This is a genomic window from Psychromonas algicola, from assembly GCF_004378355.1.
GTDB lineage: Bacteria > Pseudomonadota > Gammaproteobacteria > Enterobacterales > Psychromonadaceae > Psychromonas.
Genome location: NZ_SNUB01000007.1, coordinates 70,034 through 87,034 on the forward strand (window position 1 = coordinate 70,034; position 17,001 = coordinate 87,034).

13 protein-coding genes are annotated in these 17,001 nt (G+C 37.6%); 9 read left to right on the forward strand and 4 right to left on the reverse strand.

Annotation, left to right across the window (positions count from 1 at the left end):
- Positions 1-16: 16 nt before the first annotated feature.
- Entirely contained in the window at positions 17-3,469 is a 3,453-nt protein-coding gene (locus E2R67_RS05285; RefSeq protein ID WP_134289884.1) for an acyl-[ACP]--phospholipid O-acyltransferase, read from the reverse strand.
- Positions 3,470-3,617: 148 nt separating this feature from the next.
- Here E2R67_RS05285 and E2R67_RS05290 point away from each other — a divergent pair, with 148 nt between their 5' ends.
- Positions 3,618-4,352 carry a helix-turn-helix domain-containing protein gene (locus E2R67_RS05290; protein WP_134289885.1) on the forward strand — a complete coding sequence of 245 codons (735 nt, stop codon included), beginning with the start codon at positions 3,618-3,620 and terminating at the stop codon, positions 4,350-4,352.
- A 77-nt stretch (positions 4,353-4,429) separates the two neighbouring features.
- On the opposite strand, the gene E2R67_RS05295 is transcribed toward E2R67_RS05290, so the two are convergent.
- Positions 4,430-5,167 carry a DUF1499 domain-containing protein gene (locus tag E2R67_RS05295; RefSeq protein WP_134289886.1) on the reverse strand — a complete coding sequence of 246 codons (738 nt, stop codon included), beginning with the start codon at positions 5,165-5,167 and terminating at the stop codon, positions 4,430-4,432.
- A 269-nt stretch (positions 5,168-5,436) separates the two neighbouring features.
- Here E2R67_RS05295 and E2R67_RS05300 point away from each other — a divergent pair, with 269 nt between their 5' ends.
- On the forward strand, positions 5,437-5,886 hold the full coding sequence (locus E2R67_RS05300) for a hypothetical protein (RefSeq protein ID WP_134289887.1): 450 nt from the start codon (positions 5,437-5,439) through the stop codon (positions 5,884-5,886).
- 739 nt (positions 5,887-6,625) lie between these two features.
- Here E2R67_RS05300 and E2R67_RS05310 read toward each other — a convergent pair.
- Together E2R67_RS05310 and E2R67_RS05315 are read right to left on the reverse strand one after the other, a co-directional pair.
- Entirely contained in the window at positions 6,626-7,009 is a 384-nt protein-coding gene (locus tag E2R67_RS05310; protein WP_134289888.1) for a PaaI family thioesterase, read from the reverse strand.
- Positions 7,010-7,072: 63 nt separating this feature from the next.
- Complete coding sequence (locus E2R67_RS05315; RefSeq protein ID WP_134289889.1) at positions 7,073-7,993, reverse strand: LysR family transcriptional regulator; 921 nt, start codon at positions 7,991-7,993, stop codon at positions 7,073-7,075.
- Positions 7,994-8,185: 192 nt separating this feature from the next.
- Between E2R67_RS05315 and aptA the strand changes: the two genes are divergently transcribed.
- The 7 genes from aptA (at position 8,186) to E2R67_RS05350 (ending at position 16,999) form a co-directional block, all read left to right on the forward strand.
- On the forward strand, positions 8,186-9,532 hold the full coding sequence (gene aptA / locus E2R67_RS05320; RefSeq protein WP_134289890.1) for an omega-aminotransferase AptA: 1,347 nt from the start codon (positions 8,186-8,188) through the stop codon (positions 9,530-9,532).
- 68 nt (positions 9,533-9,600) lie between these two features.
- Complete coding sequence (locus E2R67_RS05325) at positions 9,601-11,097, forward strand: CoA-acylating methylmalonate-semialdehyde dehydrogenase (protein WP_134289891.1); 1,497 nt, start codon at positions 9,601-9,603, stop codon at positions 11,095-11,097.
- A gap of 482 nt (positions 11,098-11,579) precedes the next feature.
- Complete coding sequence (locus E2R67_RS05330) at positions 11,580-14,375, forward strand: monovalent cation/H+ antiporter subunit A (protein WP_134289892.1); 2,796 nt, start codon at positions 11,580-11,582, stop codon at positions 14,373-14,375.
- Positions 14,375-14,725, forward strand: a complete 351-nt coding sequence (locus tag E2R67_RS05335) for a Na+/H+ antiporter subunit C (RefSeq protein WP_134289893.1) — start codon at positions 14,375-14,377, stop codon at positions 14,723-14,725. Before E2R67_RS05330 ends, E2R67_RS05335 begins: the two co-directional genes overlap by 1 nt.
- Positions 14,725-16,236, forward strand: a complete 1,512-nt coding sequence (locus E2R67_RS05340; protein ID WP_134289894.1) for a monovalent cation/H+ antiporter subunit D — start codon at positions 14,725-14,727, stop codon at positions 16,234-16,236. Before E2R67_RS05335 ends, E2R67_RS05340 begins: the two co-directional genes overlap by 1 nt.
- Entirely contained in the window at positions 16,236-16,736 is a 501-nt protein-coding gene (locus E2R67_RS05345) for a Na+/H+ antiporter subunit E (RefSeq protein WP_134289895.1), read from the forward strand. The genes E2R67_RS05340 and E2R67_RS05345 overlap by 1 nt, the downstream gene beginning before the upstream one ends.
- Positions 16,730-16,999, forward strand: coding sequence for a K+/H+ antiporter subunit F (locus E2R67_RS05350; protein ID WP_134289896.1), 270 nt, complete (start codon positions 16,730-16,732; stop codon positions 16,997-16,999). The genes E2R67_RS05345 and E2R67_RS05350 overlap by 7 nt, the downstream gene beginning before the upstream one ends.
- The last annotated feature ends 2 nt before the right edge of the window (positions 17,000-17,001 follow it).

Genomic DNA, 17,001 nt, shown 5'->3' on the forward strand with positions numbered 1-17,001 from the left:
ATCAAGTGCTTAATGATTAAATGAGTGAAATAGCCAGTACTTTAGCCTGACTAAAATCAGTTTTACCTGATCCTAATTTTGGAACTTGCTCAACCTGATGCCAAGTTTTAGGGAGCATTAACGGGTTAATACCATTTTCTAGCATTTGTTTTTTAACCGCAGCGACATCTAATTCACCTTGATATAACAAGCTTACAATTTCCCCTTTTTTATCATCAGGTAGATTGACTGCCACTAATTCAATATCAGTTTTATTCGCTTCAATGATGGATTGTTCGATGGCACTCAAACTGACCATTTCACCGCCTAATTTAGCAAAGCGAGAATAACGATCGACGATAGTTAAAAATCCATCGATATCGAGTTGACCTTTATCGCCTGAAACATACCAGCGTTGTCCGTCAATATTTTTAATCACTTGTTGCGTTTTTTCTGGATCGTTTAAATAACCTAGCATGACTTGGGCACCGCCGATCAGTACCATACCTGCTTCACCAGTTGCTAATGGCTCAAAGGTATTAGGATCAACAATTTTAAAACTAGTACCAGGTAATGGCATACCCACTGTGCCTTGTTTACCGCCAACTTGTACTTGCCAAGACTTTGGATCTAAATGGTCAGGCATATTAACACTGGCGACAGGCGTTGTTTCTGTAGTGCCATAACCTTCTAAAATATCCTTCTTAAACTTATTCTCAAATTCTACTTTTACCTGTGCATTTAGCTTCTCAGCACCTGCAACAACAATACGTAAAGAATCAAACATCAAAGGCTCTAGTTTACGATTCTTACTGTATAAGCGAAGGAACGTTGAAGTTGCACACATGATTGTTGCTTTGTTTTGTGCAACGATTTTACCGATTCCAGCGGCATCCGTTGGGTCTGCATAACAAACCAAAGGCACGCCTTCAATTAAAGGTAGGAACTGAGTCACAGTTAGACCAAAGGCATGGAACAAAGGTAATGATCCTAAAACAACATCGGAAGCTTGCGTATTTAATACATCGGCCACTTGTTTTAAATTTGCCAAAATATTGGTGTGAGTGAGCATGACACCTTTAGGCGCTCCTTCTGAACCACTTGAAAATAAAATAGCAGCAACTTGGTCTTGTTTCATACTTGGCGCATAGATTAATTTCAAAATACTTGCTGGTAAGATAGTCACTGCAATTAATCGAGCTATTTTTTGTGCTTTACTGATTTTCTTCAGCATATCTTCGATATAAATTACATCAACGGCATTTAATAATGGGCTGAGATCAACACCTCGTTGTTCTAGCTTTTTAAGAAAACGTTTAGATGTATAAATTTGTTTAATGTTAGCTTGCTGTTGTGCTTCTACTAAAGACTGCTGGCTCGCCGTGTAATTTAAATTAACAATGGTTTTACCTGCTAATAACGTCGCCATATTGGCTAATACACCTGCGCTGCTAGTAGGTAACAACAATCCTACATTTTGTGTTGTCGTCGATTTTTTTATCAACTTACTTAAACTAATTGCGCCCACTAATACTTGTTTTGCCGATAATTTAATGCCCATATTATCGGTAAGCGCCTGTTTATTTGATTGACGTTTGACGGTATCAATCCAAGTGCGACTAATATCTGGATATTTTTGAGTATGCGTTGTCCAAGATTTTACTGATAACTCGAATACCGCTTGTTTAACCTGTTGCGCTTGAGTGGTTTGATCCATTGCCGGAGCAAAAGCCACAATCACATCTCTAAACATACCTTGTGTACGTTGGGCTTTTAAGGTGTTTGATGAACGACTAAATTTACTTCCCCATAACCCACGAATATAAAAAGGAATGATCGCCACTGGGTTTTCTGCTTTCTTACAAGCTAATTCAAAACCACGTTTAAATTCACCAAGATGGCCATTACGACTAATACTGCCTTCTGGAAATAATGCGACTACTTCACCTTTATCTAACATTGTAGCAATGGCAGTTAAAGAACTTTTACTCGATGCTGAAGTATCAATTGGAATACAATTTAATGCTTTTAAAAACCATTTTAAATACCAAAGGTTGTAGATAGTTCGATCCATAACAAAGCGAACTGGACGTGGGCATGCAATTTGTAAAATAGCCCAATCAACCCAACTGATATGGTTCCCTAAAAGTAACACGCCACCTTGCTCTGGAATATTTTTCATATCCTGAACATCCACTTTATAGTGACGTGAAATAGTCCAACTAAGCACTAATCGAACTAAGCATTGAGGTAATTTATAAACTGTATATACGCCGCCAAAAATAGCGACAATAGCGGTAAAGAATAATAAGAATTGACTGTCATAACCGAAGATTGAAAAAGCCACGGTTAAACATAAAAAAGAAGCCATACCTAAGTTTTGAACCCAGTTATTAACGGCTAATATTTTACCCATTTCATCATTTTTAGCGCTAAATTGAATCAAAGCATTAAGTGGGACAATAAATAAACCGCCCATTAATCCGATCACTAAGAAACATAAAGCTTGCGTGGTTGACGACTCCATCGTTGGTAGTAGCCATAATGAAATAGCGACACCTAATGCTCCAACGGGAATTAAACCCAATTCAATATGATGTTTAGATATTCTGCCTGCAAACCATGAACCCAAGGCAATACCAATACCGGTTGTTGCCAAGGTTGCTTGAATCACTAAGGTATTGGTGATATCAAAATTTGCTTTTGCGTAAGCAGGAAAACTAGCAAGTAATAACTGACCAATAGACCAGAACATGGTTAAACCAATAATAGAAAGGCGAATCACTTTACGTTGTAAAAAAGGACTAAGGCTTTCCTTCATGTAGCCGCCTCGGCGGTACACTGGCCATTCAAATTTAGGCGTTGAAATATTCTTTTCAAGTGTGGGTAAACGATACGCCATGACTAATTCAATGAGGGAGTTAATTACTAATAACCAAGCAAGTGGAGCCATGCCTATTAATATTTCTGACGGTGAGCTTGCCGTACTTTCATACAAGATTTCAAACAATAAAGAATAAACTAAAGTACCAGCAAGAATGGCAATAATTGAAATAGATTGTACTAACCCATTTGCTTGAGCTAATTTTTCTTTACCAAATAATGGTTTGATATATCCGTATTTTGCAGGCGAATAAAAAGTGGATTGCACTGCTAATAAAAAAGTCATTGCAAAAGCAGGCCAGAACCAACCAAGGTAATAACAAAACACGATGGCACAAGTGATTAATACAGCAACCCAAGCGGAAGCTCGAATGACTTTGTTTTTTGGATATCTATCAGATATAAAACCAGCAGGCGTTAACAATAAAATAAAAGGTAATAAAATTAAGCCATTTACCAATGCTGTTAAGATAACTTGTAACTCACCATCGTATGATTTGAAAATAGTATTTTGAATAATGATTTTATGCCCTAAATCGACAAATGAATTAAGGAAAACGGCAAATAGATATGGCCATGCCCCTTTTATTTTTGCTAATTTATTCATGCTGATCCTTTAATTTAAAATAGTTATAATGTGACAATTGCATTGATTATGATCGACTGCATAAATTGAACAAGTCATTTACAAAAAGTCTACTCATACAAACTCTTTGGTATTACATTGTAATACCAAATCATTAAAAAGGTCTTATATGTCACAGGGTCAAGTGTTGATAAGTGCATTAAAATCTCAACTTAAAGCACATGGTAAAACCTATTTAGATGTTGCTCAACACCTAAATCTTAGCCATGCATCGGTTAAACGCTTATTTAGTGACGAAACAATCAGCCTAAGTCGGTTAGAAAGCATTTGCGATATGATTGATATTACTTTATCTGATTTAGTGTTTTCGATGTCGATTAAAAGCAATAAAATCGATAAGTTAAGCATTACCCAAGAGCAAAAAATTGCAGATGATCTTTTGTTACTACTGGTGACAGTGTGTGTCATTAATGGCTTTACCTATGAGAATTTGTTAGATAAATACACAATCACAGAGCATGAGTTAATTCAAAAGTTAGCTAAATTAGATAAGTTAAAGATTATTGATTTATTACCCGGCAATCGTTTTAAATTATTGATTACCAAAAACTTTGCGTGGTTACCTGATGGACCTATCCAACGTTTTTTCTTACAACGTGTTCAAGAAGAGTTTTTTAGTAGCCGATTTAATCAATCTACAGAAAAGCTTATCGTCGTAAATGGTTTATTATCTTTAGGCTCTAATGCTGAACTACAAAAGAAAATGCAGAAACTAAGTAATGAATTTGTTGAACATAAACAACAAGACACAAGCCTTGCAATGGAGGAAAGAGCGGGTAGCACTATGGTATTAGCGCTAAGACAGTGGAACTCAAATTTGTTTAAAGATATTGAACAGAAATGAAATCAGAAAAAATAGCAGATTTAATCCTATATTTAACTACGTAAAAATAAGTTAAATCTGCTATTTTTTGAATGTAATTAACCTTGGTTAAATTGTTTAATAAATTCACGAACGCGCTGTGCGTTTTTACCGCGATCGCCTCGTCCAATGCGAGAGTGAGAACGGATATCTATAATGCTCCCAGAATTCATTGCTTGAATACGAATAACTACATCATCTTCAAAACTAAAAACAGGCGTCGATGCAACCGCTTCTATTATTCCTTGTTCTAAATTTTTAGCGACAATATCCCAATCATTATTTTCAGCTATTTTTAACGAAAGGTTAAAAGCTTGCTCTGTTGTTAATGATGATTGTATTGGTTGAATATCAGGAAATAACTCTGTTTGTCTTTTTGCGGCGCTTGCGCCTGGATACTCAATGGTATTACTCTTTACAGGACGAAAGGCTATAACAGCATCAAAAACTGGTGGTGTTATTGTATCTGTTGAAATGTCATTTAATGGGAGACCCGGTGGTGTTTTTTCTGGTTGATTTGCAAATTGATTAATAACTGGAGCAAGTAATAAAAGAACAGCTAACCCACTCTTAATACGTGAGTTAAGATCTCCTCGTGCTAGTACCAATATTAAAATAGCTGTAAGTAAAATAGGAACGGCAGCTTGTGAAGCGTAACTAATTGTAGTGAATGCGGTTCTAATGCCAATCCATTCTCCTCGAACACCAAAAATAGCCACAATAATTGCAGCAATACATATAACACTAGCAAGCAAAATAATGCTGGACCAGGTTTTAGATCTTTTAAGTAACGACATATTTATTCCTTCTGTTAGAGCCTATTAATAAGGTTTATTTTAAATATTGTTAAGCATTTTATTCTAAATGCTTTGTGAGGACTGATCGGTTCTCTTTGTATAGTGATTGATAGCTATTCTCTTTACAAGGTTGTTTTTTTTAAATTGTAGTATTACCTTAAATTCAACCTTGATTGTTGAATAAGAAATGAAGCTTTATTAAAGAAGCTGTTAAACTATCGCCATAAAATATCAATCAATAATTAATTAAAATGTAAATAGGAATATTAATGCTAATAGTCGATTACCAAAGTAAAAGTTACCATCGTTTTTTAAGCGATATGCTGCAAATTGCAAACCATAAAACACGATTTTTGATCACTTTTAATGGTGCAAATGCCGAACAATTAATCGCTGCTGCGACAGATTTAGCATCACATACCAATAACAAAATTAAACAGTCTAGTGCAATTAATGATAAAGCATCAGAAATTGAAGTGGGTGAGTTATTTGCAGGCGCTCGAAATAGCCGAGATATTCTGATTTTTGAAAGTTCAGAGCTATTGTTTGATAAAAAGACTGCAGTAAAGAATTCCCATGAAAGAGACAACGGTTTTGACCTTAATAATCTGTTTAAAAATATAGCAAAACATAATGGAATTGTGGTTTTAGCTAATAGTAAAAAACAAACATTAAGTGCTTCAATGTCGACTAAAATGGATGTGGTTATTCGTTTTTAATTGAAATTATCCGCTTCTCAGGCTTTGTTGCTGTTGCTTGGTGTTATTTTTGTTGATAATTAGGGTGGGTTGTCAATATTTTGTTGTTTTGGCTTTGGTTTGTTATTGCAATTGGCATATATATTAATCTGCAGGCAAACGCATTTATAATGCAATAAGATATCATTATCATCAAGTTGCAACAGTGAATAATAAGCCGTAATACTAAGTATTTTGCTATCATTTGAACAATTAATTTGAGAGTTAATTGTATACTTATTAAAAAATTAAAAGTGATTTTGACATTTGAAATCACTTTATTATCTATTTGAAGAAAGTAGGACGAGTCGATGGAAAAGCTTAAATTACCACATAATGAAAAGACTCGAAGTACTTAGAACTCTCGATATTTTAGATACGCATGAAGAAGAATGTTTTGATAGATTAATTCGCATGGCTAAACGTATGTTTAATGTCCCTATTGCGGTTGTCAGTCTTATTGATGAAAATCGTCAGTGGTTTAAATCATGTGTAGGCCTTTCCATTAAAGAGACTTCTAGAGAAACATCATTTTGCGGGCACGTAGTACTAAATCGATGTGTCTTTTTCATTTGGTATTGTGGAATTTGATTATACGAAACACATTTCTATTGAATCATTGTTATCAGAAGCTGACGAAAAAATGTATTGTTTCAAAAATAGCAGAAAGAAATAGTAAAAATGCATTATTCTTCCTGCTTCTTATCTAAATCATCACGGTTTATTGATCTTCTATGATCGCATAAGTACCAGTGGCATAAGCAATCAATGCATTTTTATCATCATGAAGTTCTATGGTGACAAATGAAGTGGTACGACCTTGACGTTTGATTTCTGCTGAAGCGAGTAAATACTTTCCTAATGCAGGTTTTAAGTAGTTTATCTTTATTTCCATAGTCACAGCTGTGTAATTTTCTTCTAATGCTGAAACCGCGGCATACCAACCCGTGTTATCCATTAATGTCGAAATCACGCCACCATGTACAAAGCCTTTATGTTGTAAATGATAAGATTTTACATGCAATTCAACTTCCGCTTTACCTTTAGAGAAGCTTTTTAATTCAGCACCTGTGTGTTCAAGGAATGGAAAAACAATCTCTCTCATAGTGTGTCCTATTTAATGGCATGTGAAGTTTATTCTATTATTACTTGATAGTTACTGAATAGCTTACTTTACATTCACAAGTGCTTCCATGTAAGCATTTAAAATTAAATTATCAACGGCACCTTTCCGAGTGATCACTGAAAAGTGGGTATCAAAACCTCTATTGTGCTCGCCAATTGCCCTTAATTGGTCCTTTACAACCCAACGTTTTGCAAAGTGTGTGGGTAAAAAACCAATAAAACGATGACTCAAAATCAAGAAGGCAATCCCTTCTCGGTCAGTACTGGTTGCGGTGGCATTCAACATGATTTGTTGCTGTTTTATATCCGCAGATTGTGGGTAATTTGGTACCACTGCATCGTATTCTCCTAACGCTTGATCACTAATTGCATTGAGATTTTGAGCGAATAAAGGATGTTGATTAGCGCAATATAATAAAGATCGTTCTTTATATAATTTAGTGTAATTCAAGCCGGGTAAAGTACGGAATTCTGGCACAACGCCAATATGTAAAGTTCCGTCTAATACCGCTGTTTCTATATCATTAGGCGGAATCATTCTGATATTGATAATGACATCGGGTGCACGTAATTTTAATGCGCTTAAGGCTTGGGTAATTTTCATTTGTGGAATAGTCACCATATTATCGGTGATCCCAATATTCAATTCCCCTACTAACTCTGTATTGATCGCATTAATTTGTGCTTTGAAGGTTTCTAAACTGCCTAATAATTGCAATGCAGAATGATAAACTTGAGCGCCTTGTTCTGTGATAGCAAATCCAGAACGACCGCGTTGACACAAACGCATGTTTAATAACGACTCAAGCTCAGTAATTGCTAAGCTAATAGCAGGGCGACTGATATTAAGTTCCACTTCGGCTGCAGCAAAACCACCGGATTCAATCACTGTTTTAAAAACACGTAACAAACGAATATGTGTATCGCCAAGTTGTCTGGGTAATAAGTTTTTAGCTTGCTTCATCTGTTTTTATCCATTTCATCAAATCTAACTTTACTCACTATAAGATAATTTTTTAGATAAGTAATTACTTAACTTAACTTTAATAATATTGAATTTACGTTACCTAATAATCCTTAGATACTTTAATTCAATTAATTGACTGCTCTAACAAGAATAAGAACGCAGTCTTCGCTGTTAAAGGGAGTGAAGTAAATGTCGAACATTAATGAAGATGCTAAATATGCTGGTTTAAACCAACAACAGCTTGATAGCTATTGGATGCCATACACAGGTAATCGCCAATTTAAACAAGACCCTAGAATCATTGTTTCCGCTAAAGATAGATATTATACCGATGCTCAAGGTCGACAAATCTTTGATGGTTTATCCGGGCTTTGGACTTGTGGTGCAGGGCATTGTCGACCTGAAATCACCGAAGCCATTAGCAAACAAGCCGCGGAATTAGATTATGCGCCTGCATTTCAGTTTGGACATCCTAAAGCCTTTGAACTAGCACATCGTATTACTGAAATTACACCAGAGGGTTTGAATCGTGTTTTCTTCACTGGCTCAGGTTCCGATTCAGTTGAAACGGCATTGAAGATGGCGCGTGCTTATTGGCATAAAAAAGGAATGCCAAGTAAAACGCGTTTTATTGGTCGTGCTAAAGGTTATCACGGTGTTAATTTTGGTGGCTTTAGCGTGGGCGGTATTGGCGCTAATCGCCTTATTTATGGTAGCAGTGTTGAAGCAAGCCATATCAAACACACCTTATTAGAACAAAATAAATTTACTAAGGGGATGCCAGCGGAAGGGGCGTATTTAGCGGATGAATTGGAAGATATGATTGCCGTTTATAATGCTGAAAATATTGCCGCGTTAATTGTAGAGCCTATGTCTGGTTCTGCGGGGGTACTTCCACCACCTGTCGGTTATTTAAAACGTCTACGTGAACTTTGCGATAAATATAATATCCTATTGATTTTTGACGAAGTGATCACTGCCTACGGTCGTATGGGATCAAATACTGGCGCTGAAGAATTTGGTGTGGTGCCAGATCTTATGGTGACCGCGAAGCAGCTAACTAACGGTGCAATCCCTATGGGTGCCGTGATTGCTAAGCAAGATATTTACGATACGTTTATGGAAAAAGGTGGCCCTTTTTACATGCAAGAATTACCACATGGTTACACTTATTCAGCGCATCCTATTGCTTGTGCTGCTGCATTAGCTTCGTTAGATATTTTAGCCAAAGACAAATTACCGGAGCGCGTTAAATCCATGTCGCCCTTGTTTGAAGAAAAACTGCATAGTTTGAAAGGCTGTAAACATGTTACCGATATTCGTAACTATGGTTTTGCTGGTGCATTAACCATTGCTGCTAAAGGTAATGAACCGGCATTACGTCCTTATTTAATTGCAATGAGCATGTGGAAAAAAGGTTTCTATGTACGTTATGGCGGTGACACTATCCAACTTGGTTTACCGTTTACCGTTGAAGCGAGCGAAATCGATAGTTTAATTAATGCCTTGGGTGAAACCCTCAACGCAACAGAATAACGAATTAACGTAACTGAATTTGAATTAAGTTAACCCATTTATATTACACACTTTATTAGGAAGAAATGATGACAGCATTAGTAGGCCATTTAATTAATGGCGAAATGATCACCGACACCAATACACGCACTCAAGATGTGTTCAATCCGTCTACTGGTGGTGTTGATAAGCAAGTTGCCTTAGCATCTAAAAAAACAGTAGAAGAGGCGATTGCTTCAGCAAAAGCCGCTTTTCCAGAATGGCGCAATACACCGCCAAATAAACGTGCAAGAGTCATGTTTCGTTTTAAAGAATTGCTAGAAAAAAATGCAGACACTATCTGCAAATTAATTGGTCAAGAGCACGGTAAAATTTCACACGATGCAGCAGGTGAATTACAGCGTGGTATTGAAAACGTAGAATATGCCTGTGGTGCACCTGAGTTGTTAAAAGGCGAGCATAGCAAAAATGTAGGCCCTAATATTGATTCTTGGAGTGAGTTTCAACCTCTTGGTGTAGTCGCTGGTATTACGCCATTTAACTTCCCTGCCATGGTACCAATGTGGATGTTCCCATTAGCCATTGTGTGCGGTAATACCTTTATTCTTAAACCGTCGGAGCGTGATCCTTCTTCAACACTGTATATTGCACAGTTATTACATGAAGCAGGTTTACCTGATGGAGTGTTAAATGTTGTTAATGGTGATAAAGAAGCGGTGGATGTGTTATTAACGCATCAAGATATAAAAGCAGTGAGCTTTGTAGGTTCAACGCCTATCGCTGAATATATTTACACCACCGCAAATGCAAATGGTAAACGTTGCCAAGCATTAGGTGGCGCAAAAAATCACGCGATTATTATGCCTGATGCTGATATGGATAATGCCATTAATCAATTAGTGGGCGCTGCTTTTGGATCATGTGGTGAACGTTGTATGGCATTGTCAGTGGCGGTTGCAGTGGGTGATGAAGCGGCTGATACACTTGTCACTAAAATGAGCGAAGCCATGAAAAGCTTGAAAGTGGGAGCTTTTGATAATGCGAGCAATGATTTTGGCCCTGTGATCAGTGCGGCGCATAAACAAAAAGTACAAGGTTATATAACCAGTGCTGAAAAAGAGGGCGCTAAGATTGTGGTTGATGGTCGCGATATCGCCGTTGAAGGTCATGAACAAGGGTTCTTTGTTGGCGCGACTTTAATTGATAATGTCACAACAACGATGGAAAGCTATGAAGCTGAAATCTTTGGTCCAGTATTACAAGTCATGCGCGTTAAAACCATGGAAGAAGCCATGACTTTAATTAACGATCATGAATACGGTAACGGCACCTGTATCTTTACGCGTGATGGTGAAGCGGCACGTTACTTTAGCGATAATATTCAAGTAGGCATGGTTGGCATTAACGTACCATTACCTGTGCCAGTTGCTTATCACAGCTTTGGTGGTTGGAAGCGTTCATTGTTTGGTGATTTACATGCTTACGGTCCAGATGGTGTGCGTTTTTACACTAAACGTAAAACTATTACACAACGTTGGCCTTCAAGCGGCGTACGTGAAGGTGTGAGTATGTCTTTCCCGAGTTAATTTTGGGTTAGCGTTTAACTAAGTCATTTACATCTAATACCAATTGTATTAAATAACTGATCTAAATTTCGCGCAGGAAAAATAGCTTAGTTTGAGGCGTAAGTTGATGTAAATGGTTGTTCCCTTTACGAAACTTACAACGAAAAAATAAGCCATTTTAACAAGTAAAATAGATCAGTTACTTACTATGATTGGTATAAATAGAACCTTTAGTGAGCTTATTAAGTTTACTAAAGGTTTTTTAGTTTTAGCCTTGTAAATCATTAAAAGTACGCTCACTTCTTTATTGAAAATTTACTAAAGAGAATAACCTCTAAGTTTAATTTCCCCTTCAAAACGAATCGTCACTTAAGCTAAAAATAAAAATAGTAAACAATCAGTAACTTAACGAGATTAGATATAACAAAACATTGATTTTTATCTAATTAATCACTATCGTTGTTCTGAAATACTAACCACTTAGTTAACGGAGCTTCGCTTAAATGCATTATTTTTGGGTGCCATTTTTACCCATGTTGGGAATTATCGTTCCTTTACTTACCAATAAACTTAATCGTAGCGCATGTGCGCTAGCCACAGCAGTGCTTCCAGCCTTAGCACTTTGCTTAATTTTCCTCGATTTGCCAGCAGTATTTGCTGGAGAGTCTTTTAGCAAAAGCATTGAGTGGATCCCCCAATTAGGCCTGTCGTTATCATTTCGACTCGATGGATTAACCGCATTATTCAGTTTACTGATCTTGGGTATTGGTTTACTTGTCATTTTATATGCGCGCTACTATTTATCTGAAAAAGATCATATGGGGCGTTTTTACTGCTATTTAATTATGTTTATGACGGCAATGCTTGGCATTGTTATGTCAAACAATATGCTACAACTTTGGTTTTACTGGGAATTAACCAGTATAAGTTCATTCTTGCTCATAAGTTTTTGGTCGCACAATAGTGCTGCGCGTAAAGGTGCTCGAATGGCGCTTACCATCACAGGTGCTGGTGGTTTAGCCTTACTTGCAGGGATCATTCTATTAGGCCAAGTCGTGGGTAGTTATGAGTTAGACGTGGTACTTAATAGTGGTGAGTTGGTCAAACAGAGCCCTTACTATTTAGCTATTTTAGGATTGTTTTTAATTGGCGCATTTACTAAATCTGCTCAATTCCCATTCCATTTTTGGCTACCACACGCGATGGCAGCCCCTACACCTGTTAGTGCTTACTTACATTCAGCAACCATGGTAAAAGCCGGTATTTTCTTGTTAGCTCGTTTTTATCCAGTATTAGCGGGTACTGATGTGTGGTTTGTAGTTGTCTCGTTAACTGGTTTATTCACTTTATTATTAGGCGCTTACAGTGCTCTATTCAAACATGATTTAAAAGGGTTGTTAGCTTATTCAACCATTAGTCACCTTGGTTTAATTGTATTGCTATTGGGTTTAAATACTGAATTGGCTGCGATTGCAGCGATCTTTCACGTTATGAATCATGCCGTTTTTAAAGCGTCATTATTTATGGCTGCAGGTATTATTGACCACGAATCAGGCTCTCGAGACATGCGTAAAATTAATGGGTTATGGAAATACATGCCTATTACCGCAACGTTAGCGATGGCTGCATCTGCATCTATGGCGGGTGTGCCACTGTTGAATGGTTTCTTATCTAAAGAAATGTTTTTTGCTGAAACTTTAAACCAGAGTATTTTAGGTGCGATGTCTTGGTTGATTCCTGTGTTATCGACAATGGCTGGCGCATTTTCTGTTGCTTATTCTCTGCGCTTTATTCACGATGTATTCTTCAATGGCGAACCAAAGGGACTACCTAAAACACCTCACGAGCCACCTCGTTATATGCGTGTGCCCGTAGAAATTTTAGTCGCAATCTGTTTATTGGTTGGTATTTTTCCTCAAGCGACTGTTGGGCCGTTGCTGCAAAGCGCATCACTGGCAGTGCTTAATCATTCACTACCAGAATACAGTCTCTCCCTTTGGCATGGATTTAACCTACCACTACTAATGAGTGCATTAGCAACTATGGGCGGTGTAGCCATTTATTTGAATCGTAAACATCTATTCAAATTTTCAGGGTTGTTCCCAGATATCGATGCAAAAATTGTATTTGAAAGATGTATTCAAGCCAGTGTTAACTGGGCGAAAAATATAACGATGAAACTGGAGACAGGCTCTTTACAACGTTATGCTTTTTGTCTCTGCTTTTTCGCATTATTGCTGATTGCTCCTCCTTTATTTGACCTGGATATGACCAAGGGAAGTTTACCTGGCACTCCAATCAATGGTGCCGTGCTGATTTCTGCTATTTTGATCATTGCAGGTTCACTAGCAACCATCATTTGGAGTCATTACCGTCTTATTGCTTTGTTAATGTTATCTTTAGTAGGGTTAGTTGTATCAATCACCTTTGCTTACTTCTCTGCTCCAGATCTCGCCTTGACTCAACTCTCGGTAGAAATTGTAACTGTGATTTTATTATTATTAGCACTTTACTTTTTCCCTCAACAAACGCCAATCAGTAGAAGTCGTCCTAGTCATTTTGTACGTGACTTAGCCGTGGCGGCATTTATAGGCTGTATTATTGGTAGCATTTGTTTTGCGTTAATGACGCATCCTTTAGACAGTATTTCTGAATTCTTCATAGCCAATGCAAAAACAGGCGGTGGAGGTACTAATGTTGTTAACGTTATTTTGGTTGATTTCCGTGGTTTTGATACCTTTGGTGAAATTACTGTACTTGGTATTGCTGCATTAGGTATTCACAAATTAATTGCTCGCATGCGTTTATCAATGCGTATTAAAGATTACGATGGACGCCCATGGGCTAAAGACAAATACCCAATATTATTATCGGTTGTTTCGCAAAGCCTATTGCCATTGTTCTTGCTAATTTCTGCTTATATCTTTATGCGTGGTCACAACTTACCTGGCGGTGGCTTTATTGCGGGGTTAATTACGTCTATCGCATTAATTCAACAATATCTTGCGCACGGCGTTGATTGGATGGCTAAGAGGGTCAGTGTTAGTTACCACTATATGATTGCGCTTGGATTATTAACCGCCGGATTAACTGGTTTAGGAAGTTGGATTTTTGATCGACCATTTTTAACATCTTGGTTTGAATATGTGTCGTTACCTTGGATAGGCAAATTTGAACTTGCTAGTGCATTGGTATTTGATATTGGTGTTTACTTCACCGTAATTGGTGCGACATTGCTGATATTAGCAAGCTTAGGTAAGTTAACGACCAAAGAACGACTTACAGTAGGAGAAAGATAATGGAATTAGTCTACGCAATTTGTGTCGGCTTCATGAGCGCCTGCGGCATATTTTTAATGCTACGAGGTCATACATTTACTTTAGTGATTGGCCTTACATTATTGTCTTACGCTGTTAATTTATTTTTATTTGCCAGTGGTGGATTAACCATAGGTGCACCAGCAGTACTTAGCAGTAGTGAAAATTACGCCGATCCACTACCGCAGGCTTTAGTATTAACAGCCATTGTAATTGGTTTTGCAATGACTGCTTTTGCTGTGATTCTAGCAATGCGAGGACGTGCCGATTTAGGTAGTGACCACGTAGATGGCATTGAAGCTTTTGATCCTTTATCTGAGGAAAAATCCTAATGAGTTTGTTTGACCATTTAGTTATCTTTCCAGTGTTAATACCTTTTTTTGTCGCTGTGGCTCTGCTTTTTCCAAGCTTAAATAACTGCATAAAAAGACAACGAGTGTTGAGTATTACAGCTAATATTATTTTAGTGATTGTTGCTTTCTCTTTGTTATTCAAAGTGGAAGCGCAAGGTATTCAAGTGTATGCACTTGGTGATTGGTCCGCACCTTTTGGTATTGTATTAGTCGCTGATCTTTTCTCTGTATTAATGGTTTGTTTAAGTGCTGTTTTAGGCTTAGCAGCTATTTTATATGCTAGCGCTGGAGAAGATAAAGCAGGCGTTTTTTATCATTCCCTTATTCTGTTTCAACTGATGGGGATTAATGGTGCGTTTTTAACTGGTGATGCATTTAACCTATTTGTATTTTTCGAAGTATTGTTGATTGCTTCCTACTCTCTTATGATCCACGGAGGAGGCAAGCAACGAACACAGGCTAATATCCATTACGTATTTCTTAATCTAATTGGTTCATCACTGTTTTTGTTTGCTTTAGGCACTTTATACGGCACTTTAGGAACACTTAATTTTGCTGATATGGCGGATAGGATTCCATTACTATCCAACGATGAATTATTGATCGCCAAGTCAGGCGCTCTATTGCTATTGGCTGTTTTTGGTTTGAAAGCGGCGATGCTTCCCTTACATTTTTGGCTACCTAAAGCTTATTCGACCACAAGTACTTCCGTCGCCGCTTTATTCGCCATTATGACCAAGGTCGGTATTTATAGTATTTGGCGAGTACACGGCGTGATGTTTGGTGACCAAGCCGGTGAGTTAGCGAATATTGCCTTGCCATGGTTATGGCCGATTGCTTTATTAACTATTGCTATAGGTGCTATTGCAGTACTAGCGAGTACAAGTTTACGTGTGCTTTGTAGTAACTTGGTGATTGTATCTGTGGGTACGCTATTGGTGACCATTAGTTTGAATACGGTACAAGCCGCTTCAGCAGGGATTTATTACTTGCTACATAGTACCGTTGCTTGTGCTGCCATGTTCATGCTGGCTGGGTTAATTCAACAACAACGAGGTCAAGCGGAAGACCGTTTTGTGGCCGCGAGATCAATGCCACAAGCAGGCATTTTAGGCTTTATCTTTGTGTTATTGGCCATCGCGTTAATTGGCATGCCACCATTATCTGGCTTTGTAGGTAAAGCATTGATTTTGCAATCAGTAACTAATGCAACCGAAGCAATGTGGGTTTTCCCTCTGATACTAGGAGCTGGATTGATTGCATTGATCGCCTTATCTCGCGCGGGTACTTCATTATTCTGGCGAACCAATGGTGAAAACACCAGTGCGCCCAAAGGCCATCTCTTTCAGTATGTAGCCATTGGCTTATTGGTTGCGATACTTCCTCTAATGGTTATTTTTGGAGGCACAGTAAGCGATTATACGCAATTAGCTGCAGAGCAACTCAAAGCAGGTTTAAGCTTACAACAACTTATTGAGGTCGCTAAATAATGGATAAAATACGAAAATTTGTTTGGTTTCCGACTCCTTATCACAGCATATTATTATGGTTGGTATGGCAAATTTTACATGATTTTAGTCGTGGCCATATGGTGCTAGGTGCCGTGTTTGCGATTATTATCCCTTGGATTGTCGCTCCTCTTAGTGAAAAAGAAGCGGTTGCAAAAAATCCTATCAAGGCATTAATGTATACATTTCGTTTGTTAATTGATATCGCGGTGTCTAATTACGACGTTGCGAAGCGTGTATTGCAAAGTAATCACACTTTAAAACCTGCTTTTATTGCGGTGCCCTTAGATATTAAAGAGCCTGTGCCACTCACTATTTTTACAAGTAGTGTTTCATTAACACCTGGTACAGTGAGTGTTGAATTGTCAGATGACAGAAAATGGCTATATGTGCATGTGTTGCACCTTGAAGACGAGCAACAATTAATTAGCCTTATTAAAGCGCGTTATGAAGTGCCTCTAAAGGAGATTTTCGGATGTTAAGTTACGCGATACTGATTGCTTGTGCGTTCATTTGTTGTGCTTTAGCATTGAATGCTTGGCGTTTAATCATTGGACCTACAACACCAGATAGGATTATTGCCGTTGATACTATGTACATTAATAGCATTGCGCTGATCATATTATTAGGGCTTCACCAAGGCTCTGCAATTTACTATGAAAGTGCATTATTGATTGCTCTGCTTGGTTTTGTAAGTACTTCAGCTTTTTGTAAGTACTTATTACGTGGCGATATTATCGAATAAGG

Excerpts from the sequence above, each read along its gene's own strand:
- E2R67_RS05285 (WP_134289884.1), bottom strand. The coding sequence starts at position 3,469 with ATGAATAAATTAGCAAAAATAAAAGGGGCATGGCCATATCTATTTGCC.
- E2R67_RS05290 (WP_134289885.1), top strand. The coding sequence starts at position 3,618 with ATGTCACAGGGTCAAGTGTTGATAAGTGCATTAAAATCTCAACTTAAA.
- E2R67_RS05295 (WP_134289886.1), bottom strand. The coding sequence starts at position 5,167 with ATGTCGTTACTTAAAAGATCTAAAACCTGGTCCAGCATTATTTTGCTT.
- E2R67_RS05300 (WP_134289887.1), top strand. The coding sequence starts at position 5,437 with ATGCTAATAGTCGATTACCAAAGTAAAAGTTACCATCGTTTTTTAAGC.
- E2R67_RS05310 (WP_134289888.1), bottom strand. The coding sequence starts at position 7,009 with ATGAGAGAGATTGTTTTTCCATTCCTTGAACACACAGGTGCTGAATTA.
- E2R67_RS05315 (WP_134289889.1), bottom strand. The coding sequence starts at position 7,993 with ATGAAGCAAGCTAAAAACTTATTACCCAGACAACTTGGCGATACACAT.
- aptA (WP_134289890.1), top strand. The coding sequence starts at position 8,186 with ATGTCGAACATTAATGAAGATGCTAAATATGCTGGTTTAAACCAACAA.
- E2R67_RS05325 (WP_134289891.1), top strand. The coding sequence starts at position 9,601 with ATGACAGCATTAGTAGGCCATTTAATTAATGGCGAAATGATCACCGAC.
- E2R67_RS05330 (WP_134289892.1), top strand. The coding sequence starts at position 11,580 with ATGCATTATTTTTGGGTGCCATTTTTACCCATGTTGGGAATTATCGTT.
- E2R67_RS05335 (WP_134289893.1), top strand. The coding sequence starts at position 14,375 with ATGGAATTAGTCTACGCAATTTGTGTCGGCTTCATGAGCGCCTGCGGC.
- E2R67_RS05340 (WP_134289894.1), top strand. The coding sequence starts at position 14,725 with ATGAGTTTGTTTGACCATTTAGTTATCTTTCCAGTGTTAATACCTTTT.
- E2R67_RS05345 (WP_134289895.1), top strand. The coding sequence starts at position 16,236 with ATGGATAAAATACGAAAATTTGTTTGGTTTCCGACTCCTTATCACAGC.
- E2R67_RS05350 (WP_134289896.1), top strand. The coding sequence starts at position 16,730 with ATGTTAAGTTACGCGATACTGATTGCTTGTGCGTTCATTTGTTGTGCT.